The 22,446-nt window shown below is 60.9% G+C and carries 22 protein-coding genes; 9 read left to right on the forward strand and 13 right to left on the reverse strand.

What is annotated here, in order from left to right:
• Positions 1 to 68: 68 nt before the first annotated feature.
• The 3 genes from BM438_RS20355 to BM438_RS20365 all read right to left on the reverse strand — a co-directional run bounded on the left by BM438_RS20355 (position 69) and on the right by BM438_RS20365 (position 3,878).
• Positions 69 to 1,700: a methyl-accepting chemotaxis protein gene (locus BM438_RS20355; protein ID WP_093636762.1), complete on the reverse strand. Its 1,632-nt coding sequence runs from the start codon at positions 1,698 to 1,700 to the stop codon at positions 69 to 71.
• 168 nt (positions 1,701 to 1,868) lie between these two features.
• On the reverse strand, positions 1,869 to 2,900 hold the full coding sequence (locus BM438_RS20360) for a CobW family GTP-binding protein (RefSeq protein ID WP_093636765.1): 1,032 nt from the start codon (positions 2,898 to 2,900) through the stop codon (positions 1,869 to 1,871).
• A gap of 18 nt (positions 2,901 to 2,918) precedes the next feature.
• On the reverse strand, positions 2,919 to 3,878 hold the full coding sequence (locus BM438_RS20365; RefSeq protein WP_093637171.1) for an MBL fold metallo-hydrolase: 960 nt from the start codon (positions 3,876 to 3,878) through the stop codon (positions 2,919 to 2,921).
• Between the two features lie 312 nt (positions 3,879 to 4,190).
• Here BM438_RS20365 and BM438_RS20370 point away from each other — a divergent pair, with 312 nt between their 5' ends.
• The gene (locus BM438_RS20370) at positions 4,191 to 4,643 is read left to right on the forward strand and encodes a cupin domain-containing protein (protein ID WP_093636768.1); all 453 of its coding nucleotides are present in this window, start codon (positions 4,191 to 4,193) and stop codon (positions 4,641 to 4,643) included.
• On the opposite strand, the gene BM438_RS20375 is transcribed toward BM438_RS20370, so the two are convergent.
• From BM438_RS20375 to BM438_RS20390, 4 genes are read right to left on the reverse strand one after another with little or no spacing between them, the layout of a single operon-like run.
• A complete protein-coding gene (locus tag BM438_RS20375) occupies positions 4,624 to 5,856 on the reverse strand; it encodes an NAD(P)/FAD-dependent oxidoreductase (RefSeq protein WP_093636771.1) in 1,233 nt (410 codons plus the stop codon). The two genes, BM438_RS20370 and BM438_RS20375, sit on opposite strands and share 20 nt — an antisense overlap.
• 27 nt (positions 5,857 to 5,883) lie before the next feature.
• Entirely contained in the window at positions 5,884 to 6,240 is a 357-nt protein-coding gene (locus BM438_RS20380; protein WP_093636773.1) for a RidA family protein, read from the reverse strand.
• A gap of 9 nt (positions 6,241 to 6,249) precedes the next feature.
• Entirely contained in the window at positions 6,250 to 7,776 is a 1,527-nt protein-coding gene (locus BM438_RS20385) for an amidase (protein WP_093636776.1), read from the reverse strand.
• Positions 7,777 to 7,791: 15 nt separating this feature from the next.
• The gene (locus BM438_RS20390; RefSeq protein WP_093636779.1) at positions 7,792 to 9,078 is read right to left on the reverse strand and encodes an MFS transporter; all 1,287 of its coding nucleotides are present in this window, start codon (positions 9,076 to 9,078) and stop codon (positions 7,792 to 7,794) included.
• 100 nt (positions 9,079 to 9,178) lie between these two features.
• On the opposite strand from BM438_RS20390, the gene BM438_RS20395 reads away from it, so the two are divergent.
• Positions 9,179 to 9,853 (forward strand): helix-turn-helix domain-containing protein, encoded by a 675-nt coding sequence (locus BM438_RS20395; RefSeq protein WP_093636781.1) that lies wholly within the window; start codon positions 9,179 to 9,181, stop codon positions 9,851 to 9,853.
• Between the two features lie 30 nt (positions 9,854 to 9,883).
• On the opposite strand, the gene BM438_RS20400 is transcribed toward BM438_RS20395, so the two are convergent.
• Positions 9,884 to 10,762, reverse strand: a complete 879-nt coding sequence (locus BM438_RS20400) for a LysR family transcriptional regulator (RefSeq protein ID WP_234486616.1) — start codon at positions 10,760 to 10,762, stop codon at positions 9,884 to 9,886.
• A gap of 238 nt (positions 10,763 to 11,000) precedes the next feature.
• Here BM438_RS20400 and BM438_RS20405 point away from each other — a divergent pair, with 238 nt between their 5' ends.
• The 3 genes from BM438_RS20405 (at position 11,001) to BM438_RS20415 (ending at position 14,442) form a co-directional block, all read left to right on the forward strand.
• Positions 11,001 to 12,128 carry a C45 family autoproteolytic acyltransferase/hydrolase gene (locus tag BM438_RS20405; protein ID WP_093636784.1) on the forward strand — a complete coding sequence of 376 codons (1,128 nt, stop codon included), beginning with the start codon at positions 11,001 to 11,003 and terminating at the stop codon, positions 12,126 to 12,128.
• A 186-nt stretch (positions 12,129 to 12,314) separates the two neighbouring features.
• The gene (locus BM438_RS20410; protein WP_093637177.1) at positions 12,315 to 13,067 is read left to right on the forward strand and encodes an alpha/beta hydrolase; all 753 of its coding nucleotides are present in this window, start codon (positions 12,315 to 12,317) and stop codon (positions 13,065 to 13,067) included.
• Positions 13,068 to 13,071: 4 nt separating this feature from the next.
• On the forward strand, positions 13,072 to 14,442 hold the full coding sequence (locus BM438_RS20415; RefSeq protein ID WP_093636787.1) for an MFS transporter: 1,371 nt from the start codon (positions 13,072 to 13,074) through the stop codon (positions 14,440 to 14,442).
• A 115-nt stretch (positions 14,443 to 14,557) separates the two neighbouring features.
• Here BM438_RS20415 and BM438_RS20420 read toward each other — a convergent pair whose 3' ends face one another.
• Positions 14,558 to 15,340 carry an SDR family NAD(P)-dependent oxidoreductase gene (locus tag BM438_RS20420; RefSeq protein WP_093636790.1) on the reverse strand — a complete coding sequence of 261 codons (783 nt, stop codon included), beginning with the start codon at positions 15,338 to 15,340 and terminating at the stop codon, positions 14,558 to 14,560.
• Positions 15,341 to 15,489: 149 nt separating this feature from the next.
• On the opposite strand from BM438_RS20420, the gene BM438_RS20425 reads away from it, so the two are divergent.
• Entirely contained in the window at positions 15,490 to 16,389 is a 900-nt protein-coding gene (locus BM438_RS20425) for a LysR family transcriptional regulator (protein ID WP_093636793.1), read from the forward strand.
• A 1-nt stretch (position 16,390) separates the two neighbouring features.
• On the opposite strand, the gene BM438_RS20430 is transcribed toward BM438_RS20425, so the two are convergent.
• The gene (locus BM438_RS20430) at positions 16,391 to 17,350 is read right to left on the reverse strand and encodes a LysR family transcriptional regulator (RefSeq protein WP_093636796.1); all 960 of its coding nucleotides are present in this window, start codon (positions 17,348 to 17,350) and stop codon (positions 16,391 to 16,393) included.
• 130 nt (positions 17,351 to 17,480) lie between these two features.
• Here BM438_RS20430 and BM438_RS20435 point away from each other — a divergent pair, with 130 nt between their 5' ends.
• Positions 17,481 to 18,647, forward strand: coding sequence for a mandelate racemase/muconate lactonizing enzyme family protein (locus BM438_RS20435; protein ID WP_054033760.1), 1,167 nt, complete (start codon positions 17,481 to 17,483; stop codon positions 18,645 to 18,647).
• Positions 18,648 to 18,651: 4 nt separating this feature from the next.
• On the opposite strand, the gene BM438_RS45570 is transcribed toward BM438_RS20435, so the two are convergent.
• The gene (locus BM438_RS45570; protein WP_167378426.1) at positions 18,652 to 18,813 is read right to left on the reverse strand and encodes a hypothetical protein; all 162 of its coding nucleotides are present in this window, start codon (positions 18,811 to 18,813) and stop codon (positions 18,652 to 18,654) included.
• On the opposite strand from BM438_RS45570, the gene dctA reads away from it, so the two are divergent.
• Positions 18,812 to 20,167 (forward strand): C4-dicarboxylate transporter DctA, encoded by a 1,356-nt coding sequence (gene dctA / locus BM438_RS20440; protein WP_093636799.1) that lies wholly within the window; start codon positions 18,812 to 18,814, stop codon positions 20,165 to 20,167. The genes BM438_RS45570 and dctA overlap by 2 nt on opposite strands.
• 471 nt (positions 20,168 to 20,638) lie before the next feature.
• Complete coding sequence (locus tag BM438_RS20445) at positions 20,639 to 21,010, forward strand: DUF6697 family protein (RefSeq protein WP_054033757.1); 372 nt, start codon at positions 20,639 to 20,641, stop codon at positions 21,008 to 21,010.
• Positions 21,011 to 21,104: 94 nt separating this feature from the next.
• Here the strand turns inward: BM438_RS20445 and BM438_RS20450 are convergent, their stop codons facing one another.
• Both BM438_RS20450 and BM438_RS20455 read right to left on the reverse strand, forming a co-directional pair.
• Positions 21,105 to 21,506: a hypothetical protein gene (locus tag BM438_RS20450; protein ID WP_093636802.1), complete on the reverse strand. Its 402-nt coding sequence runs from the start codon at positions 21,504 to 21,506 to the stop codon at positions 21,105 to 21,107.
• A gap of 93 nt (positions 21,507 to 21,599) precedes the next feature.
• Complete coding sequence (locus tag BM438_RS20455) at positions 21,600 to 22,361, reverse strand: CerR family C-terminal domain-containing protein (protein ID WP_093636804.1); 762 nt, start codon at positions 22,359 to 22,361, stop codon at positions 21,600 to 21,602.
• Between the last annotated feature and the right edge of the window lie 85 nt (positions 22,362 to 22,446).

Below are 22,446 nucleotides of genomic sequence, written 5' to 3' on the forward strand. Positions count from 1 at the left end.
ATTTGAGTCTATACCGTCGTCAGGCGCAGTGTCCGGAAAATCCCGCGGCTGCGGAGAGCGGGCCGCCCTTACGCGAACGTCACGCGGCGCGACGCCGAGGTCGACGCCGAAGCCGGCGCGAACGATGTACCGCCGCTAGCTTCAGCGTCGTTCACCTGGAATGCAGCGGCGGCGCGTTGCAGGCTCATCGCCTGCTCCTTCAGCGACTGCGCCGCGGCCGCCGCCTGCTCGACGAGTGCCGCGTTCTGCTGCGTCATGCTGTCCATCTGCGTGACCGCGAGATTCACCTGATCGATGCCGGCGCTCTGTTCCGCCGCGGCCGCCGCGATCTCCTGCACGACACCGGTCACACGCATGATCGCGTCGCGCGCTTCGTCGATCGTCGAGCCGGTGTTTTCGACCAGCGTTGCACCACTGCCGACGCTGCCCACCGCATGACTGATCAGCTCGCGGATTTCCTTCGCCGCGGTCGCGCTACGCTGAGCGAGGCTGCGCACCTCGCTCGCGACGACTGCGAAGCCGCGACCCTGCTCGCCCGCGCGTGCCGCTTCGACCGCTGCATTGAGCGCAAGAATGTTGGTCTGGAACGCGATGCCTTCGATCGTCGCGATGATCTCGACCATGCGGCCCGATTCGTTCGAGATACCCTTCATCGCCGCGACGGCCTGCGTGATCATGTCGCCGCCACGGTTCGCGATTTTCGCGGCGCCGGCCGCAAGCTCGCTGGCGGTGCGCGCGTTGTCCGCAGTCTGGCGGACCATCGCCGTCATCTGCTCCATGCTCGACGCCGTTTCCTGCAAGGAGGCCGCCTGGTTCTCGGTGCGCGACGACAGATCCGCATTGCCGTTCGCAATCTCGTTCGCGCCGCACGCGACGTTGTCGGATGCATGCTTGATCTGACAGATGGTGCTGGTCAGCGCGTCACGCATCCGCTGCATTACGTGCAGCAGGCTCGACGTGTCGCCGTCGCGCGTGCGGATCGCCACGGTCAGGTCGCCCGATGCGATCGCGTCCGCCACATTCGCCGCGTAGGCCGGATCGCCGCCGACCGTGCGCGCGATGCTGCGGTTCGTCAACGCGACGAGCGTCACGAGCACCGCCGACACCGCCAGGAAGATCGCGCCGATCAGCCACAGCGACGCCATGAACGCAGCGTCGATGTCGTCGACATAGGCGCCGGTCGCGATGATCCAGTCCCACGGCGCATAGCGCACCACGTAGCCGATCTTGCCGACCGCCTGTGTCGACGCCGCACCCGAATGTGGGAACACATAGTCGACAAAGCCGCCGTCCGGCGCCTGCGCAGCCGACGCGAACGTCACGTAATGGTGGCGGCCATCGGCATCGGCGCTGCCTGCGAGATCCTTGCCTTCGAGTGCCGGCTTGATCGGATGCATCACCATCTGCGGCTTCGAGTTGATCACGAGGAAGTAGCCGTCTTCGCCGTAGCGGACGCCGCGAAGTCGTTCGAGTGCCTGCTTGCGGGCATCGGCCTCCGGCAGCGCGCCGCTTTGCGCCAGCGCGGCATACTCCGTCACGATGCTGAGCCCGACGTGTGCGATATTCGTGAGGTCGTGCTTACGTTCCTCAATGCGCGTCTCGCGCGACTGCCACGCCGCCGATACGGAGACGGCGAGCAACGCGACGAGGCTGATGATCAGCGGCAGCCACAGCTTCTGCTTAAAACTGAGCTTGTGCATCCTGAGTCCTCGAGCAAACGAATGGAAATCGCGCAGGGCTGCCGCGCGAAGTGGCACGTGAATGGGCGCGCCGGGCGGCGCCGGTGGACTGTCCGGCGGCCGTCCAGGTGGTTCCTGCTCGAGTTATCGGCGGATGCGAGTGAAAGTTTTGTCCTGTGAAACCCTCGGTTAACAGCTTGCCGCTGCCTCTACCCCGGCTTCGCGCAGAAAATGCGTGATCGTCTCCTCGATCACCGATCTGGCGAGACCTTGCACGATAAACACGAGCCGTGTCGTGTGATCGTCGTCAGGCCACGCTTCGAGTCGCAACGGTTCATGCAGCAACTGCTGCACACCATGGAACACGACAGGCCGGGATTCGCCGATGAAATTGCCGATTCCCTTAACCCGCAGGATGCGTTCGCCGTGATAGCCGAGCAATACGGTCAACGCGGTTTCGAATGCCTGCATGGGCAATGCCTGCGAGTAAGTCAGGCAGAAGCTGTCAATGTCCGGATGGGCCACGCGTGACGCCGTCGCGCCACGCATCAGCAACTTGCGCGGCGCAGGCTCGGCGCGCAACCAGGGCCGCAAGGCACGCGGCGTCAGGATGTCGAGCAACTGTTGCGCGTCAATCTCGCCGTTGCGCACCGGAATGCGTGGCGCACCCGGATTCAGCGCCTCAAGCGCCGCCTCGAGGTCTGCCAGCGCAGCCGCATCGACCAGTTCAGCTTTAGTCAGCAACAGCCGGTCGGCCACGGCCACCTGCTGACGCGACTCCTCATGCCGGGCAAGTTGCGCGGCGCCGTGTTTCGCATCGACGGTCGTTACGATGCCATCGAGTTGCAAACGACCTTCAAGCGCCGGGTCACCCAGCAGCAACGAGATCACCGGACCGGGCCGCGCCAGCCCTGTGGTCTCGATCAGAATTCGCTCGAAGGCGGGAATCTCGCCGCGCGTGCGGCGCTGCAGCAGATCGGTCACGGTCGCAGCCAGTTTGTCGCGCACGCCACAACACAGGCAGCCGTTTTCCAGCAGGGCGATGGTCTCGTCGCGCGAGGTGCTGACGAACAGATGATCGAGACCGATCGCGCCCAGTTCATTGATCACCACCGCACAACGGCCCAGCGCGGGCTGCGGCAGCAGGCGATTGAGCAGTGTGGTTTTACCCGAACCGAGAAAGCCCGTCAGCAACGTCAAGGGAATTGCAGCAGATTGCATGGCAGCTTTTCCTGACACTCAAATAACCTGCAAGTCTTTGCCGACGATGATCTGTCCGTCGAAATGCTTGCGCGCATCGGCGGCCCACATCTCGTCGGTAATCGCGGGGTCGCCGCCCGGCACGAAATGGCTCAGCACCAGCGTTTTGACGCCCGCCGCCGCGGCGATCTTGCCGACCTGCTCAGTGCTGGTGTGGCTCTTCATGAGGTGATCGAGCAGCGTCGGCGCGTTGTCGACGGTCTTCATCAGCTTTTCGAGCGCAGGCAGGTACATCACTTCATGCACCAGGACGTCGGCGCCTTTGGCGAACTCGGCAAGCGCCGGGTAATAGGTCGTGTCGCCGGAGAAAACGACGGTGCGGTCCCGCGTTTCGAAGCGGTAAGCGAATGCCGGCTTGATCGTGTAGTGGTCGACTAGTGTCGAGGTGACGCGTACGCGGTCGTCTTCCATCACGAGGCGCGGGCCGTCGAATTCATGGATGTTGATCAGTGGGCGGAACGGCGGGCGACCTTCTTCGCGCATGCGCACGTCGAGGTCGATCGCGTTCATGTCGACAAAGTCGTCGATCATCTTTGTCATGCGTGGCGGCCCGTACAGATTGACGGGTGTGTGCAGGCCGGTGGCCCAGGCGAGGAACACGAGGTTGCCGAGGTCGGCGTTGTGATCCGAATGATGATGGGTCAGAAAGATGTCCCGGATGCCCGGCAGCTTGATGCCGGCTTTGGTCAACTGCAGCGCGACGCCGTTGCCGCAATCGACGACGTAAGGCTGACCGTCGACCACCAGGACGTTCGCCGGCGCCGCGCGCAGGTCAGAAGGCGTAGGGCCGCCCTTGGTGCCAAGCAGAATCAGTTGTGTGCCTTTTGTCGAATGTCCCGCAGCGGGTGCCGTGGTTGAGGAGTTGGCCGGTGACTGCGCGTGGGCGTCCTGCATCCACGGCAGCGCCGCAGTCGTGCCGGCTGTCACGGCAATACGCATGAAATCACGACGGGAACGTCCGAACGGCTGATCACTCATGGTTCTGTTTCTCCTGATATTTTTGGTTGAGGTCTGCTCGATTTTGCTGGGTTAATCCCCTGCGGGCAACACATCGGCCAGTATGCCCGGGATCCAGATCCTGTCCCGCCGGTTACTGTCTGTCGCTGCTCCGGGACAAAATATGTCCTTGAGAGGCGCATAATCCTGGATGAGTTGCGTTCCGTTTGGTCGGCGGACGCGCCGCAAGCGGTCCGCCCCTTACCTGCAACGCTAGTGGACTGACGAGAATCCTGAATCCAAAGGAGTTCGAAAATGACACTTAACGGCGCAACTCCGATCGAACCAATCAACATTGGTCAATTGAAGATTCAGTACCTGATTGATGGAACTGCTACGGGCGGGATGGGTGTTTTCGAACTGACTGTGGGACCGGGTTCACAAGTCCCGCCGCCACATAGCCACACGCGTAACGAAGAGTGTGTCTACGTGCTGGAGGGCATGCTTCGGTACTCGGTCGACGGAGTAGTCCGAGACCTGGTACCAGGAGAATGGATGTTTACTCCGCGCGGGTCGGTTCATCACTTTAGCAACCCGCACAATGACACGGCCCGCGCGCTGATCGTCCTTACGCCCGATATAGGCGCTCAGTATTTTCGTGATGTCGGAGCAATCGTAAGCGCAGGCGGACCGCCCGACCGCTCAAAGCTTATCGATGTCATGTCGAGGTACGGGCTGGTGCCGGCGGCTAAAACCGGTCCGCCCTGAACGGCCGGGTATCTACAAGGGGCTCCTCGCCGGTCATCATCTCAGCGATCAGCCGTCCTGTCACAGGACCCAGCGTCAGCCCGTGATGCGCATGACCAAATGCAAACCACAAACCCTTGTGCTTTGCCGCCGGTCCGATGATCGGCATCATGTCCGGCGTACATGGGCGGCGGCCCATCCACGGTTCGGCGTCCAGACGCCCAGCAAGCGGGAACAGCGTGCGGGCCGAGGGCTCGACTGCGTCAAGCTGGTTGGGCGTCTTCGGTGCGTCGTGCAGCGCGATTTCGGCGCCGGTTGTCAGTCGGATACCTTTGGCCATCGGCGCCAGCAGGTAACCGCGTTCGACATCGAGGACCGGGTGATTCAGACGCGCGCCTGGCTGCGCGCCATAGTGCATGTGATACCCGCGCTTGGTGCCGAGCGGCAGGCGATAGCCTAGCCGTGAACTGAGTTGATCCGACCATGGGCCCAACGCGACCACCGCCGACGACGCCACGATGGTGCCCGCCGATGTATCCACCGCCCAATGATCGCGCAACGTATTCGCATCGCCGATGAAATAACGCCCGCCAAGCTGCTCGAAGTATTCTGCGTAAGCCGTGACGAGCGCGTTCGGGTCACTGACGGAATCGGATGCCGTGTAGCGCAACGCGCCGATCAGGCTGCGGTCGAGATCAGGCTCCATCTGTTGCAGACTCGCCGCGTCGAGCGATTCGAATTCGACGCCGTATTCGCGATGCCACTGCTCGACAAGCCGTGTCTCACTGTCGCGAACCGCTTCAGTGCGGAATACCTTCATCCAGCCGATCGGGCGCAATAATGCGCTCGCGCCGGCATCGGCGGCTAACGCACGATGCTCGCTCACGCAATGTTCGATCAGCGTCGAATACGACCGCGCAATCGCCGCATGCTTCACCGGATGAGAATTGCGCCAGTATTGCCACAGGAACGGTGCGGCCTTGAGTATCGCGTTGGCGTGAAATCGAACCTCCGGCGACCGGTTGCGCGCGTATCGCATCAACGTGCCGAGTTCGCGCGGAAACGCATACGGATACACGCCCTCGCGCTGGATCAGCCCCGCGTTGCCAAACGACGTCTCGTTGCCGGGCGGTTTGCGATCGACCAGCGCAACCCGCTGGCCGCGCTTCTGAAGATGGACGGCGACGCATACGCCGACGATGCCCGCGCCAAGAACGACGGTATCGAATTTCATCATGCTCGTGAGCTCACAGACTGACGATTACGCCGACAGTGCCGTCACCGCGACTTCGACATCGCAACCCGGTTTCATCAGCAGCGCCTGGACGCAGGCTCGAGTCGGCGCGTGGCCGGCAGGTACCCACGCGTCCCACACCGCGTTGAATTCGGCGAAGTGCTTCGGATCGCTCAGCCAGATATTCGCCGACAGCAGGCGTGTACGGTCAACGCCGGCCGCTTCGAGTAGCGTGTCAATACGCGCGAGGACTTCGTTGGCCTGTTCGGTCACGGAGACGTTGGCCGTGTCAGGCACCTGGCCGGCCAGATACACCACGCCGTTGGCGATCACCACCTGGCTCATGCGCGCGTTCGTTTGCAGACGTTTGATTGGGTTCGACATGTGATGTGTTTAGACCGTCGAAATGCCGGCGCCATTCGGGCCGGACTCGTTGAAAAGAGGCGGAGCCGTCACGATCGACTTCAACGACGGATCAGCCTGCGTGAGCTTCGACAGATCGGGACGCGGCCGGCGCAAGACCGGCGACTGATCGAAGACCTGTTCCAAGGCGTGCGCGACGGCGAGCGTTTTCCGATCGCCATGAAACGGGCCGACGATCTGCAAGCCGAACGGCATGCCCGCATGATCGACACCGCAGGGCAGCGACACGGCGGGATGCGTCGTGAGTGTGACGACGTAGGTCAGCGCGAGCCAGCGATAGTAGTTGTCCTGTTCGCGTCCATCGATCTGCGCTGCGTACAGTTGTTGCCAGGGGAACGGTGAAACCGGCGTGGTGGGCGAGAGGATCACGTCGTACTGTTCGAACGCACTCTGGAAGCGTTTGAAAATACGGGTCTGCTCGGCTTGTGCCCAGGCGCTGTCGCCGAGGCTCATGCTCGCGCCCATTTCGTAGTTCGCCCGCGTGTTGGGTCCGAGCAGGTTCGGATCGCGCGTATAGGCATCGTGCAGACCGGCGACAAAGCTCTCCGCACGGATTACGTCGAAGCAACGGTGTACGTCGCCAAGATCGAAACTCACCTGCTCGCAGGAACGGAACGACGGCGCAATCAGCGCGATGCGCTCGCGGAACACTTTGCGGATTTCGTCGTCGACGTCGCAACTGCCGAAGTCTTCAGTCCAGCCGACTCGCAGCGAGCCGAGGTCGATATCGTCAGGCCGCGCGAAGGCCAGCGGATCGACGTGAAAGCTGAGCGGATCGCCGGCGGAGATGCCCGCGCTTGCGGCGAGCTGCAGGCAGGCCTCGGCGACGGTACGGCCCATCGGCCCGACCACCGAGATCGGCGACCAGCCGACCAGCTTGCGCGAATTCGGCACGAGGCCCGGCGTCGGACGAAAACCCACCACGCCGCATTTCGACGCCGGAATCCGCAAGGATCCGCCGGTATCGGAACCGGTGCAGACCGGCAGCATGTCGCACGCGAGCGCGGCGGCCGAACCGCCTGACGAGCCTCCCGCGTTCAGTGTGGTGTTGAAAGGATTGCCCGTTGCGCCCCATACCGGATTGCGCGTATTGGCGCCCGCGCCGAGCTCCGGCACGTTGGTCTTCGCGGTGACGATCGCGCCGGCGGCGCGCAGGCGCTCCACCAGCACCACGTCTTGCGTGGGAACGTTGCCGCGCGACATGGGCGAGCCATAAGTCGTCAGCAGACCGGCTGTATTTTCGAGGTCTTTGACGCCGAGCGGCAAGCCATGCAGCAAACCGAGCGCTTCGCCGTCGAGCACCTGCTTTTCGGCGCGCTTCGCGGCTTCTCGCGCGGCCGGGAAGTCCGTCGCGGTCACGGCATTGACTGCGGGATTGATTGCCTCGATACGCGCAATGCAGGCGTCGAGCAGTTCGACCGGCGAAATCTCTTTCGCGCCGATCATGCGGCGCAGCTCAACGGCGCTGCGTCCAACCAGTTCATTATCGTGACTCATTGCATCCTCGATTCATCAGGCGAGCGCTTCGCCCGTACGGTCCTTCAGCCAGATTACCGGCACCAGCGAGATGGCGCACGCGGCGGCCACATACCAGGCCGGCGCGAGCGGGTTGCCGGTTTGCGCGACCAGCCAGCTTGCGATGAACGGCGAGAAGCCGCCAAAGAACGATGCGCTCACTACGTAGGTCAGCGCAATACCGGTTGCGCGGACATGCTTCGGAAAGAGTTCCGGGATCATCACGAGCACCGGCACGATCTGTCCCGCGACAAACACAGCGAGCACGGCCGATACGATGCACAGCGCGGTCATCGACGGATGTGCGCTGAGGAAGGCAAAGGCTGGATAGACGAGCAGCAGCATCACGACGCGCGAAATAACCAGTACGCGCTTGCGGCTGAAGCGGTCCGCGAGCATGCCGGCCAGCGGCGCCGCCGCGAACAATACAAGCGAGCTGACAATGCCCGACGTGACAGCCGCGGTGGAGGAGAGATGCAATGTACGCACCGCGTGGCTCGGCAGGAAAAACGCCGTGATGTAGACGGACACGGAGCCGCCCAGCTCGGCAAACGTGCCGAGTATGGTCAGATTCAGATGCGTGGTCAGCGCCGCTTTCAACGCGCCGCGCGGCGGCGCTTCGCCGGGTTTGCGCTCGGCGAGCGTTTCTTCGAGCCGCTTGCGGATCAGCATGCCGGCCGGCGCGGCGACGATGCCGAGCAGGAAAGGAATCCGCCAGCCCCAGTCGAGGATCGCCTGTTTGGGCAGCGTGGCGTTGATCAGCGTGGCCACGAGCGCACCGAGCACGAGACCGGCGGCAGTGGCCGCGAAGTTCCAGCTGGCGAAGAAGGCGCGTGTGTTGTCGGTCGCATATTCGACCAGCAGGGTGGTGCCCGGGCCGAACTCGCCGCCTGCGGCGAAACCCTGGATCAGGCGCGCGCTCAGCACGATCAATGGCGCCGCGAGCCCTGCCACGGCGTAGGTCGGCGCACAAGCGATCATCGCGCAACTCAGCGCCATCAGCATGATGGTGAGGACCATCGCCTTCTTGCGGCCCGCGCGGTCCGCGTAGGCGCCGATCACGATTCCGCCCAACGGCCGCACTACGAAACCTACGCCGAACACACCGATCGACAGCAGGAACTGATTGACCGGCGAAGCGCCCGGAAAGAACAGTTGCCCGATCTGGATCGCGAAGAAACTGTAGATCGTGAAGTCGTAGAATTCGAGCGCCGTGCCGATCGTCGTGGCGGTGATAACGTGGGTTTTCGTCAGACCGGACTTACTCAGAGCAAGGGTGGACACGATAGGGTTCCCACAGAAAGGGTGGAATCGACGTGAGTTATCATATACGAGAAAAAATAAATTCTCGTATGTGAGAAAATTTTCTGTGGAAGTGAGTGAAATGGCCAAAGCAGCAGTGAGGGACAACCAGGCCGAGGTGCCGCATGAGAGGCACGAGGTGCATGAGGCGCCGCCTGCGCTCGACCACAAACTCGTAGGCGGCCATTTGCGGCAGGCGCGCAAGGCGCGCGGGCTGACGCTGACGGAATTGTCCGAGCGCTCCGGCATCGCCGTGTCGACGATCTCAAAGGCCGAGCGCGGCGATATCGCCCTGACTTACGACAAATTTGCGGCGTTGGCACATTCGCTTGAACTGGAGTTCGACGCGATTTTCAGGCGCAGCCGCAAACTCAATCAGCCGGCGCGCGTGATGAAACCGTCCTTCACGGCGAACGGCAAACAGGAGATCTACGACACGCCGAACTACGAGTACGGCATGCTCGCCAACAATCTGACCGGCAAGCGGATGGTGCCGATGCGCGCGCACATTCGCGCCCGCGCTGTCTCGGACTTCCCGGAGTACATCCGGCATTCAGGCGAGGAGTTCGTCTTTGTGTTGGCAGGCCAACTGGAATTGCGCTTTGAAAAAGGCAAGTCATTCAAGTTGATGCCGGGCGATAGCCTGTATTTCGACAGCTCGATCGGGCACGTTTACCTGAGCCTCGGCAAGGAAGATGCGGAGGTGTTGGTGTGCTGCGTAGATACGGATGAGCATCGGCCGAATGACGCCATCTGAGCGGCGTGTCGCAACTCGGGCGCTGAGCCGCTATTCGGCCAGCGCCGCGAGCAATTGATTCTTGACGATCGCGGTGGCCAGCGGTTGCCGCCCGAATTCATACCATCCGATATGCCGGCGCCACGCCGTGCCCGGAATCGGCCTCACCGACAGCAGCGGATCTTCGTCCCAGGCGGCGTGCCGCAAACGCGGCACGATCGACACGCCCACGTTCTGCCGCACCAGATCCGCGATCGCGGCGATCGAATTCATTTCCAGAATAGGGTTGACCTCGGCGCGCAGCCGCCGAAGCAGGCTCGCCACATGGGTGCCTGTCAGCGATGCGGCTTCGAAGCCGATGAACGGGTGACGCTTCAGCAATGAGGTCACCGACGCATCGTCGGCGGCGATCGCCGGATTGACCAGCAATACCAATGGTTCGTCGTAAAGGCGCTCCCACAACTCGGGTAGCGTGGTCACCCGGGGTTCGCTGACGATCACCGCCGCATCGATTTCCCCGGCGCGCACCTGGCGCCCCAATTCGGCGCTGTCGCCGTGCGTGAGACGTACCTTCAGGCCAGGGTAGGAGACCCTCAGCTGGATCACGTTGGCTGCCAGAAACCCCATCGACGACGCGGTCGAGCCGATCGTGATCGAGCCTTCGATGTTGAGTTTGTCGGCCACGCCGCGCAACAGCGAGTCGTACGCGGCCACCACCATGCGCGCCTGCTCGATGATCGAACGGCCGGCATCGTTCAACTGGATGCTGCGCCCGCTGCGGTCGAACAACTGCCGCTGACACACGCGCTCCAGCGTACGCATCTGCGCGCCGACCGCGGCGTGCGTGAGCGCCATGCGATCGGCGGCCGCCGCCATGGTGCCGTGTTTCTCGATGGCGAGAAACGTCCGCAGCATTCGAATTTCACTCATGCGGGATCTCCTTCAGGGCCCTCGGGATGTGCTCGGATGCACCATTTTTTCCCGTCTCCGTGCGTTGCATGATCGCACGAAACGAAAATTTTTCTTTCCTTTCGGTAAAGAAAATAACGCTTTTTATTTTGTTTGTGGCCAATGAAAATCGATCTGTCACAAATAAGGCCGATGGCGTTAGCGCGGGCTTAGTCCCGCTTCATGTCGTCGGCGGCAGCCAGGGTGAGGAGTCCCACACATGTCGCAAATCCAGCAGTTTCCATTCGTCAGCGTGTCCGGCAAACCGTATGAACGCGGCTTGCAATATGGTCGTGCGGCGGCGGCGCGTGTGCGCCTGAGCGCATCCCGCTACGGCCAGACGCTGCGCAATCTCGGCTACAGCGAAGCATCGCAGACGGCGCTGATCCGCTCGCTCGAACAGGTCATCGGCGAATTTCAACCGGAGTACCTGGACGAGATGCGCGGCATCGCCACCGGCGCTGAAGTGCTGTTCGAAGACATCGTAATGATCAATGCCCGTACCGAGGTGCTGGCCAAGGCGCGAGCCGAAATGGCGCTGCAAGCCGACGACGAAGACGGCTGTACCGGCGTGCTGGTGTTGCCGTCGCGCACGTCGACCGGGCAGTTGATCCATGCGCAGAACTGGGATTGGAAGGCCGATTGCGTCGATACGGGCATCGTCTTGCGCGTACGCAACGACGACGGCCCCGATTTCCTGACCTTCGTCGAAGCGGGCGGCCTCGCACGCAGTGGCCTCAATGCCGCGGGCGTGTCGATCACCGCGAACTATCTCGAGTCCGAGCGCGACTTCACGCAACTGGGCGTGCCGCTGTCGTTGCTGCGCCGGCGCGTGCTGGAAGAGCCGGTGTTTGCGAACGCGTTGCGGGTGATCGCCACCACGCCGAAATCGTGTTCGAACAACATCATGCTCGGGATGGCCGAGGGCTTCGGCATCGATTTCGAATGCGCGCCGAACGAAGCTTTCCCGATCTATCCCGACGACGACCAGATGATCGTGCATGCGAATCATTGGATCAGCCCGGTCGCCCGCACCAAGTTGCTGGATACCGGTTGCGAGAGCTCACCGGACAGCTATTACCGCGACTGGCGCGTACGTCAGTTGCTGACGGCCGCACCGAAGGTGGATCGCGATGCGGTCAAGGCCGCGCTGTTCGACGCGTTCGCCACGCCGTTTTCGGTGTGCCGTCCGCCGCGTCCGGGTACACGTCACACGATGACCGCGACGGTCGCGATGATCGTCATGGTGCCGGCCGCTGGGGAAATGGATGTCGCACCGATGCCCGCGCTCAATCGCATCTTTACCCGTTACAGCCTGCACCACGAGCCGCTCGCCGAAGCGGCTTGAGCTGTGAATAAACACGCGTGCCTCGCAGCGCGAGGCATACACGACACCGCTGAAATCGTCAGAGAGGAATGACAGATGTTCGAAGCAGAGACGCGATCCGCTCCGGGTCATGAGAAAGCGCAGGCGCTGTACGACCTGGGCTCGACCACCGTGTACGCGAGTCGCCACGATCCGCGCTTTCCGTACGTGCTGTACGTGCCGCCTGAAGTCCTAACACCCGGCAACGACGTCGAACTGGTCGTCGTGATGCATGGCACGGGACGTCAGTTCACGCAGTATCGCGATTCGTTCGCGCCGTTCGGCCGTTGGAACCGATGCATCGTGCTGTGTCCGCTGTTTCCGGTGGGCGTGCGCGGCGATGGCGAGCGTAGCGGCTTCAAGCGTCTGATCGAAGGCGATATCCGCTACGACAAAGTGCTGCTCGACATGGTGACCGAAGTGGGCGAGCGTTATGGCAAGCGCTTCGACAAGTTCGCACTGTTCGGCTATTCGGGTGGCGGCCAGTACGTGAACCGCTTTGCGTATGCGCATCCGGAGCGGCTCTGGGCCGCATCGATCGGCGCACCGGGCAACGTTACCGTGCTCGATGACACGAAGGACTGGTGGCTAGGCACGGGCGGTTTCGAGCGCCACTTCGGCAAGCCGTTCGATCTGGCCACCTTGCAACGTGTGCCGGTGCAGATGGTGGTGGGCCGGGCGGATCTGGAAACCTGGGAAATCACGGTATCCGAAGATAGCCCGATGTACATGCCAGGTATCAACGATGCCGGCGCAACGCGCCCGGAGCGGCTGCGTACGCTGAAGGCGTCGTTTGAGGCCGCCGGCATTCGCGTGCGTTTCGATGAGATGGCAAATATCGCCCACAACGGCATGCAAGTCGTCGAGGTGGTTCAGGAGTTCTTTGCGCAGACGTTGCGCGCCCTGCGGGCCGGAGGATAAACACATGAACGCCCAAAGCGACTCAGGGAAGGTCTGGAAAACCATCGTATCGACGGTGATAGGAGGCACCTTCGAGTGGTTCGACTTCATGGTGTACTCCTATTTTTCGAGCACAATCGCACGGGTGTTTTTTCCTAACGTCGATCGCAGCAGTGCACTGCTGCTAACGTTCGCGACCTTCGCGGTCGGTTTCCTGGTCCGTCCGATCGGCGGCGTGGCGATGGGCATGGCCGCTGACCGGGTCGGGCGGGTGAAGGTACTGTCGTGGATCATGGTGCTGATGTCGGTGGGCTCGCTGATCCTGGGGCTGACCCCGGGCTTCGCGACCCTTGGGCTCGTCGCGCCTCTGCTGGTGGTGATCGGCCGCCTGGTGCAAGGCTTCGCGGTGGGCGCGCAATTCGCGCTGTCGTCGGTGACGATTTACGAGGTCGCGCCGCCCAACCGGAAGATGTTTTACGGCAGCTTCAATATGCTGTCGATCGGGATCGCCGCGATGTTGTCTTCGGGATGCAGTTACCTGCTGTCGCGTCACCTGTCGCATGCGGAACTGGATAGTTGGGGATGGCGCGTGCCGTTCATGATCGGCGCGCTGGTCGGGCCAATCGGCTTCTACATCCGCCATCATGTCGCCGAATCGGATGAATTCACCCGCTTGCAGGCACGCCCCGCGGCACGGGCGCCCATGGGCGAGCGGTTACGTGACTTTGTGCGCGAGAACGGCGATGCCGTAGTGTGCGCGATGGGCGTGATGATCGCCGGCACGTCGCTGAATTATGTGTGGAATGCCTATCTGCCGACCTACGCGCAGGTTCAGTTGCATCTGTCACTCAGTTCGTCGCTGCAGGGGATATTCGTCACGAGTATCGTGATGTGCGTTCTGTCGCCGGTGTTCGGCATGGTGGCGGACCGTGTCGGCGCGTATCGGCTGTTCTTCTTCTTTATCGTGGGCTGGCTGATCTGCGTCTTTCCGTTGTTCGCGTATTTGCTGGCCGACCCCACCGAGAACCGTCTGATGATCGTACGGGTTGTCGGCATCCTATTCCTGACGCTGCAAGGCGCCGCGCATCCAGGGATGCTGGTCAAGATTTTCACCGTGCAGGGGCGCTCCACCGGCGTGGCTATTTCGTATAACACCTCGGTCATGCTGTTTGGCGGGTTGGCGCCGTTCTATATCTCGCTGGTGGCGCGTTTCACGGACGGGCACTTCATTCCACCGAGCTACCTGCTCGGTACGGGGTTGCTAGCGATCACGCTGGTGCTCGCTTCGCGCACCGGGCGGCGGGTGTTGCAGGAGGATCGGCTGGAACGCCGGCAACGGCGTGCGGCACGCGAGGCAGGTATGCAGCGGGCGAATTCGGGCGATCCGGCGGCTTAGCTCGCGCGGACTGGCCGCGCCTGCGGCGTTTCTCACCGTCCGGATCGACGAAGACACCCTCAGACAGCCAGATGGTTTCTAATGTCCAGCCGCCATCAATACGGCGCTGAACAAATCAGACTTGCACGCGTCCGCCATCAACGAACAGTTCTATCCCGGTGATATAGCTGGCATCGTCGGAGGCGAGAAAGGAAACCGCCTTGGCGATTTCATCGGTGCTGCCGACACGGCCAAGCGGTGTCGTTTCGGCAACCTCCTTGCAATAGGCTTCGATCTGTTCGTCGCTCAGCTTGAGTTCGGTCTTGTACGCAGGCGTGACGACGACACCTGGCGCGACCACATTGACGCGGATGTCGCGGCCTTTGAGATCCGATGCCCAGGTGCGTGCGAAGGAGCGCAAGGCAGCCTTGGTGGCGGCGTAGACACCGAACGCCGGTACCCCTTGTATCGATGTGATCGATCCTGTGATCACGATGGCGCTGCCGGCCCGCATGAACGGCAATGCGCTCTGCACGGTTTGCAAGGTGCCTTTCACGTTGATGTCGAAGTACTTGTCGAATTGCGCTTCGGTGATCTGTCCAAGCGGGGAGAACTCGCCGCCGCCCGCATTGGCAAAGAGAATGTCTATCCGTTGATGTTCCGCGGACACCGTGTCGACGACTTTCTTAAGGTCTTCGGCCGACGAAATGTCGCCACGAATCGCGCGTGCCCCGTGCCCGATTTCAGATACCGCAGCGTCTAATTCCGCCTGGCGTCGACCAGTGATAAACACCGTTGCACCTTCGCGAGCGAGGCGTTTGGCGGTAGCGAGGCCGATTCCGGTGCTGCCGCCGGTTACGAGCGCCACCTTTCCCGCATGCTTGGTCGAATGGATGTTGTCGTAGAGAGACGTTGTCATTTCAGGGCTCCTGCTTGAGCTGTGTGGTTCAGTTACGTGGATCGGTTACGTGAATCAGTGAGCCCAGCTTAGTTTAAACACCCGTGCAGATAAATATGTATATTGTGGTTTATCTATTCACCTGGATGGATAATCTACGAGGTAGATCCATGGACCATCTGCAGGCCATCCGTATTTTTGTTCGCGTTGTCGAGACAGGAGGCTTTGGGCGGGCGGCCCTTTCTCTGAATATGCCCAACGCCACGGCAAGCAAATGGGTCCAGTCACTGGAAGCGCACCTTGGCGTAAAGCTGCTGGAGCGCAATACGCGGCGCGTCAGTGTGACGACCTATGGCGCGGCTTACTATGAGCGCATGCGGCAACTTCTAAGCGAGCTCGATGACATCGAGGCGACGCTGGGTCGGGAGGAGGCGAGCCCACGTGGTGTGCTCAGAGTCGACGCTGGCGGATCGACAGCAAGCGGCATTCTTATTCCCGCGTTGCCGACCTTTCTCGAGCGTTATCCGGACATACAGGTTCAACTAAGCGTCACTGACCGTACCGCGGATCTTGTCGCCGAAAACATAGACTGCGCAATTCGCAGTACGGCCGACGATCCGGATCTGGTGACGCATCCGATCGGGAAGCTTGCGTGGACCACATGTGCGAGTCCCGCGTATCTCGCGAAGTACGGCACGCCGAAACATCCTCAGGAAATCGTGGATAACAAGCTGCCTGTTGCGGGATATTTTTCTGCCAGTACGGGTGTGACGCAGCCCCTTGTATTCTGCAAGGACGAGGAGACGATCACGCTTGGCCGTGTGCGCAATGACGTTCTTGTCAGCGAGAGCAATTCACACATTGCAACTGCACTTGCCGGGTTGGGGATCGTCCACACGTTGGACTTCATGGCTCGCCCTTTCATCAAGCAAAAGAAACTTGTCCCCATTCTCGCGCGATGGCGACCGGACCCGCTTGAGATCTATATCGCGTATCCGCCTAGCCGACGATATAGCACCAAGGTGAGGGTGTTTGCCGATTGGGCCGCTGCATTGTTCGCGTCTGCGTGACTTATGGCTTGCGGCCCGCTTTCTTTTTCTGATCGTAGATCGAAGCGCCAGTTTCGACAGGTATAAACGGTGCTTGAAACCGATCGATCAGAAAGTCGATGAATGCGCGGGCGCGGGCCGTCTGGTTTCGCTGGCTCGGATAGTAGACGAAGAGGTCCGCTGAGGGCAGCACCGTTTCCGGCAAGACCAGTTTGAGCCGCCCACTTTGGACATACTTCGCGAGATCCCATTCGGAACGAATCAATATCCCATGCCCGTCGAGCGCCCACCTCAGCACAATATCGCCATCATTGCTCGATAGCGCGCCTTTGACTTTCAACGCTTCGGTGTGGTCCCCCTGCATATACCGCCACACGCCATAGGCATCATCGTTCTGCCGATGAATGATGCAACGGTGCCGAACGAGATCTTCTACACGCTCCGGTGTCCCGAACCGCTCGAGGTATTTCGGGGAGGCGCAAAGAAAACGACGATTGCTCATGATGCGCCGGGCGCTAAGCCGGCTGTCGGGGAGCTCGCCAAAACGGATCGCCATATCGAACGCTTCCTCCACCAGATCGATAGGCCGGTCGGTTACTTCGAACTGGATCTCCACGTTGGGAAAGCGCTTCGCGAATTCGGACACAAGCGGCGCGATGGTCGTGCGCCCGAAGCCGAGCGTCGCATTCACGCGTAACAGCCCGTGGGGATCGGATCGAGCCCCCGATATCTCGTCCTCCATCTGCCGGACTTGCCCGACGATCTGTGTCGCGTAGCGCAGATAGGTCTCGCCCTCGGGCGTCAGGCTGACACTCCGCGTTGTCCGGTTGACTAAGCGCGCCCCCAGTCTTTGTTCCATCAGCCCCAGGCGTTTGGTCGCGGCCGGCGGGGTGAGATCGAGCGCCCGCGCCGCGCCCGACAAGCTCTTGAGTCTGGCGAGGAGGATGAAAAACTCGAAGTCGGAGGCTGAGTCAGTTGTCACTTCAGTTGTTCACCTAAAGTAAAAAATGAAATGAATTGAAGTGAATTCTAATCTCTCCTTTCGCGGATAAGCTAGTTTCCATTGCAGCCGGACGCATGCAAAACGTGCCCAAAACTCAGGAGACACCGTCATGAGAATCGTTGAAATCCGCGAAAAAACCGTTCCGATCAGTTCCCCGATCCGGAATGCCTATATTGACTTCAGCAAGATGACGCTGAGTCTCGTCGCCGTGGTGACGGATGTCATCCGGGACGGAAAGCCGGTTGTGGGTTACGGCTTCAACTCCAACGGCCGCTACGGCCAGGGCAAGCTGATGCGCGAGCGTTTCATTCCGCGCATTCTCGAAGCCGATCCCGCCACGCTCGTCAACGATGCCGGCGACAACCTCGATCCGCACAAGATCTGGGCGACCATGTTCACGAACGAAAAGCCGGGCGGTCATGGCGAGCGCTCGGTCGCCATCGGCACGATCGACATGGCGATCTGGGATGCGGTGGCGAAGATCGAAGGCAAGCCGCTGTTCCAGTTACTGGCCGACCGTTACGGCAATGGCCAACCCGATCGCAAGATCTTCGTGTACGCGGCCGGTGGTTACTACTACCCGGGCCAGGATCACGAGAAGCTGAAAGACGAAATGCGCAGCTACATCGACCGAGGCTATACGGTGGTGAAGAAGAAGATCGGCGGCGCTTCGCTCGATGAAGATCTGCGCCGCATCGACTCGATCCTGAGCGTACTCGGTGATGGTCAGAAACTCGCTGTCGATGCCAATGGCCGCTTCGACCTCGACACCGCGATCCAGTACGCGAAGGCGCTGTCGCAATACGACCTGTTCTGGTACGAAGAACCGGGCGACCCGCTCGACTACGAGTTGCAGGCTACGCTGCGCAACTACTACGACAAGCCGATGGCGACTGGCGAAGACCTGTTCTCGATGCAGGACGCACGCAACCTGATCCGTTACGGCGGGATGCGTCCGGATCGGGACTGGTTGCAGTTCGACTGCGCGCTGAGCTATGGCCTGGTGGAGTATCTGCGCACGCTCGACATGCTGCGTCAGCACGGCTGGTCGCCGAGCCGCTGTATTCCGCACGGCGGACACCAGATGTCGTTGAACATTGCGGCTGGACTCGGTCTAGGTGGCAATGAATCGTATCCGGACCTGTTCCAGCCTTATGGCGGCTTTCCCGACGGCGTGAAGGTGGAGAACGGCTTCATCACCATGCCGGATCTGCCCGGCATCGGCTTCGAAGGAAAAGCGGATCTTTTCGCCGAAATGCAAAAGCTGTCCGCATAAGCCTTCAAACGGCAAAACGCGCCGACAAAAGCGCCGGCGCAGCGTTCATAAGAATAGACAAAACGAACGCACGCGAAGTCAGTTCGTGCTCGCCGCAGCGGTAGAACCCGCTGCGGCGACTGGTTCTGACTTTCATTAAAAGATGCCACGCATAGGAGACAGTCATGCGGGTTTCAAAGATCGGAAAATCTCTTTCCAAGCTCTACGTACAGGTTCTGATTGGCATTGTTGCCGGCGTCCTCGTTGGCCATTTCTACCCCGACATCGGTTCTCAGCTCAAACCGCTCGGCGATCTGTTCATCAAGCTGATCCGGATGCTGCTTGCGCCGATCATTTTCGCGTCCGTTGTCGTCGGCATTGCACGCATGAATGATCTTCACGCGGCCGGTCGCGTTGGCGTCAAGGCGGTCGTCTACTTCGAAATTGCATCGACGATTGCGCTCGCTGTTGGCCTTGTAATCGTGAACGTCATCAAGCCGGGCAGCGGTATGAACATTGACCCCGCGCATATCGACAGTTCGGCCATTTCCAGCTACACCCATGCGGCACAGCAGCATGGCATGCTCGATTTCTTCATGAGCATCGTTCCGAACAGCATTGTCGGAGCGTTCGCAAATGGGGATATCCTGCCCATCATCTTCTTTTCGCTCCTGCTCGCCATCTCCCTCGCCAGGCTTGGTCCTCGCACCGCGCCGTTCGTCGATATGCTCGACATGTTCCTTCAGGGCATGTTCGGTGTCGTGCGAATCGTGATGTATGTCGCGCCCATCGGCGCCTTTGGCGGCATGGCATTTACCATTGCGAAGTACGGAATTGGCACGCTGGCATCGTTCGGCCAACTAATGCTGTGCCTCTACCTGACCTCGATCTTCTTCGTGGTCGTTGTGCTTGGTGCTGTCATGCGGATGAGCGGACTGTCTCTGTGGAAGTATCTTCGCTACATCAAGGACGAGATCTTCATTACCCTCGGTACGGCTTCGACTGAAGCGGTGCTGCCGCAGATGCTCATCAAAATGGAGAAGCTGGGGTGTTCACGCCCCGTGGTCGGGATGGTGCTACCTACGGGCTACACCTTTAACGCCGACGGCACGGCCATCTATCTGACCATGGCCTCGATGTTCGTTGCGCAAGCGATGAATATCCACTTGACGATCGGGGATCAGTTGCTGCTCCTTGGTGTATTGCTGCTGACATCCAAAGGGTCTGCGGGTGTGGCCGGAGCCGGATTCGTCGCGCTGGCTGCCACGCTGGCCTCGATGCACAAAATCCCTGTGTCTGGACTGGTGCTGCTGCTAGGCGTCGATCGCTTCCTTAACGAAGCTCGTGCCGTCACGAACCTGATCGGCAACGGGGTGGCGACGATTGTGGTCGCTCGATGGGAAGGGGCGCTCGATATGAACAAGGCCCGCGCGATGCTCAACCGCACTGACTCGAGCATCGATGCGTTGGAGTCCGCCGACGAGGTGCCGGTGGATCGGACACCTCCGAAAGACGCCGTTGTTCGGTCCCACATGCATTGAATCGTCGGGGCAACTTGATACTGGGCAGATTCCTTCGTCGCGAGTAGCGCAACGCTGTCGCAAGCACTCGTAGAAACAGATCCTTGGCGTATGGCCGATCCATGCACGTCGTGCGATTTTCGCCCCCAAACACCTCGGCGTGTTCCTACAAGCGCTTGCGGCAACCGTCTACGAAAAAACGCGAACGGTATGACTGCGGAGACAGAGAGGGGGATTCCGGCCGAATCATTTAGACCCTCGCTCTGCGACCTCGAAATTCTGTCATCAACGGTATAACGAATTTATAAAACCGAGGGGCGTGTGCCGTAAATTCAGCATATCCAAGCGCACGTTTCGCTATTGTGCTCGACCCACCTACCTTCTTTATCAAGAAGCTCGCTCTTTATACAACGACTTTAGACACAGCTCGATATCATCGCTCCGCTTGACGCCGCTGCTCTACAGCCAGGCGTCATTCTTCGGAGAAAAATCATGTTTGAAATTGGAAAAGAGTATTCCCGGGAAGACATTCACAGGGTGACGGGCGGATGCAAGCAGGCATTCTTGCCTACGAAGGGCGGCAAGGTTGTCGCTGCGCGATTGCGTCAGGACCTCAACCCTTATGCCCCGGATGTGATCGTCTGCGATAGCAGCGCCGCTGCGCGTGCGGCCGGCCGGACGCTCGCGCGACAGACCGAGCCGCTTCCTGTTTTTGTCCGAACAGCAACCGATCGATTCCGCTACATGGGCGAGTACGTCACCGATGAATCGTTCACTGCGCCGCTCGACTACGCCAAATACGTGCAGAACACCGGATTCACGCTTGGTCAGATTTCGCGCGTGATCAAAATGAAACGCCGTTGATCACAACGGCGTCTTCGAGTCGTAATCGTCTCTTCGCCGGCTGGGTTGCTGCTCGAACCCGACCGGCGATTGTCAATGACGCGCTAGACAGCGCTCACTCCTCGCACTTCACATCCTGCCGTCGCACGACGATGATCACCGGGTAGGTCCCGTGCTCGAGTTCCACGCGCGCGACCACGGCCATCGTCGCATTGTCGACGTCGTCGTACACGCTGACTTTTTCATTCCGAAGGTTTGTCACGCCGGTACAGGCTGACGCGCGACCTTCGTCGGACACCTTGCATTGAATGGGGTTGTCAGCAACGTAGCGATATTTGTCCCGGTCGGGGGTCGCAAGATATTCACGAAAACTCTGCGCCGATCCGCCGACGCCGGTGACATACCCGATGGCGCACTGCAGTTTGGGTGTGTCGCTGCCCGCGGAGGTTTGGGCGGTCGCGATCGTGCTGGCGGTTGCAATGACCGCGGCGAGTGTCAATGCAAGGGGATATCTCATGGCGCAAATCACCGTTGTCGGTTCGAAGTGCTGGATTGTAATGGCATCTTGCCCAATGGGTCGGCAGGCAGTGATCTGGGCGCCGGCATGAGATCACTGCTGCTTGCGCGGCTTTCCTTTGCTCGTGGTTTGCGCGGGAGGCGTGTGCGCCTCGTCACGTTCCCGGCTCCAATGCTCGAGCAGCGTGCGACTCTGATCGCGGACGGTCGCCGTGAGCAGTGCCGCCTTCTCTGCGTCGATGCTCTTCCAGCCGAGCATCGACAGTTTGGACGGATGCGCGAGGTGAAAAATCACCAGTTGTCCATGCAGGCTGAAGGTGCGGATCAAGATGACCGGATCGTCGACAGCGCGCCCGGAAATTCGCGCCACTAGCGCCACGCTGACGTCGTTGAGCGGCTGGCGGATCCTGCAGCCGAAAATCTGCATGGCGCTCTGAGGTTCGTGTCCCGCCTGTTCGCGGGCGAAGAACATCCGCCGGCCGGGCTTGCTTGCCTTGACGAAAGCGCCGTGCGCGATCGCCGTCTGAATGCCGATGAAGGCGTCGATCAACGCCGGCGTGTCGGCGTTTTCACGCAGCGCTTCCTGCGCATGTTCGATGGCCGGGCCGAATGTCTCCCATGCGTCGTCGGCGAGCATCTCGACGCAGGCGCGATACACCCCTTCCTTATTCTCGAAGTAGTACTGCAGCGCGGGCGCATTGACGCCGGCGCGGGCCGCGATGTCGCGTGTCGACGCGCCCTCGAAACCATGTTCGCCAAACAGTTCGATCGCCGCCTCGATGATCCGGTGCCGCGTTTCGTCGCCGCGTGCATAGCCGCCCTCCGGCGAGCGGCGCAGCTTCTTTGCGGTGCTCATGCATCTTTCTCCATTACACGTAGTGCGGGAATTCGTAAGAAATATATCACTTGACACAATTTGATCAACTGGAATAATTGTGCCA

The sequence above is a fragment of the Paraburkholderia aspalathi genome (genome assembly GCF_900116445.1).
Classification (GTDB): domain Bacteria; phylum Pseudomonadota; class Gammaproteobacteria; order Burkholderiales; family Burkholderiaceae; genus Paraburkholderia; species Paraburkholderia aspalathi.

Excerpts from the sequence above, each read along its gene's own strand:
- BM438_RS20355 (WP_093636762.1), bottom strand. The coding sequence starts at position 1,700 with ATGCACAAGCTCAGTTTTAAGCAGAAGCTGTGGCTGCCGCTGATCATC.
- BM438_RS20360 (WP_093636765.1), bottom strand. The coding sequence starts at position 2,900 with ATGCAATCTGCTGCAATTCCCTTGACGTTGCTGACGGGCTTTCTCGGT.
- BM438_RS20365 (WP_093637171.1), bottom strand. The coding sequence starts at position 3,878 with ATGCGTATTGCCGTGACAGCCGGCACGACTGCGGCGCTGCCGTGGATG.
- BM438_RS20370 (WP_093636768.1), top strand. The coding sequence starts at position 4,191 with ATGACACTTAACGGCGCAACTCCGATCGAACCAATCAACATTGGTCAA.
- BM438_RS20375 (WP_093636771.1), bottom strand. The coding sequence starts at position 5,856 with ATGAAATTCGATACCGTCGTTCTTGGCGCGGGCATCGTCGGCGTATGC.
- BM438_RS20380 (WP_093636773.1), bottom strand. The coding sequence starts at position 6,240 with ATGTCGAACCCAATCAAACGTCTGCAAACGAACGCGCGCATGAGCCAG.
- BM438_RS20385 (WP_093636776.1), bottom strand. The coding sequence starts at position 7,776 with ATGAGTCACGATAATGAACTGGTTGGACGCAGCGCCGTTGAGCTGCGC.
- BM438_RS20395 (WP_093636781.1), top strand. The coding sequence starts at position 9,179 with ATGGCCAAAGCAGCAGTGAGGGACAACCAGGCCGAGGTGCCGCATGAG.
- BM438_RS20400 (WP_234486616.1), bottom strand. The coding sequence starts at position 10,762 with ATGAGTGAAATTCGAATGCTGCGGACGTTTCTCGCCATCGAGAAACAC.
- BM438_RS20405 (WP_093636784.1), top strand. The coding sequence starts at position 11,001 with ATGTCGCAAATCCAGCAGTTTCCATTCGTCAGCGTGTCCGGCAAACCG.
- BM438_RS20415 (WP_093636787.1), top strand. The coding sequence starts at position 13,072 with ATGAACGCCCAAAGCGACTCAGGGAAGGTCTGGAAAACCATCGTATCG.
- BM438_RS20420 (WP_093636790.1), bottom strand. The coding sequence starts at position 15,340 with ATGACAACGTCTCTCTACGACAACATCCATTCGACCAAGCATGCGGGA.
- BM438_RS20425 (WP_093636793.1), top strand. The coding sequence starts at position 15,490 with ATGGACCATCTGCAGGCCATCCGTATTTTTGTTCGCGTTGTCGAGACA.
- BM438_RS20435 (WP_054033760.1), top strand. The coding sequence starts at position 17,481 with ATGAGAATCGTTGAAATCCGCGAAAAAACCGTTCCGATCAGTTCCCCG.
- dctA (WP_093636799.1), top strand. The coding sequence starts at position 18,812 with ATGCGGGTTTCAAAGATCGGAAAATCTCTTTCCAAGCTCTACGTACAG.
- BM438_RS45570 (WP_167378426.1), bottom strand. The coding sequence starts at position 18,813 with ATGACTGTCTCCTATGCGTGGCATCTTTTAATGAAAGTCAGAACCAGT.
- BM438_RS20445 (WP_054033757.1), top strand. The coding sequence starts at position 20,639 with ATGTTTGAAATTGGAAAAGAGTATTCCCGGGAAGACATTCACAGGGTG.
- BM438_RS20450 (WP_093636802.1), bottom strand. The coding sequence starts at position 21,506 with ATGAGATATCCCCTTGCATTGACACTCGCCGCGGTCATTGCAACCGCC.
- BM438_RS20455 (WP_093636804.1), bottom strand. The coding sequence starts at position 22,361 with ATGAGCACCGCAAAGAAGCTGCGCCGCTCGCCGGAGGGCGGCTATGCA.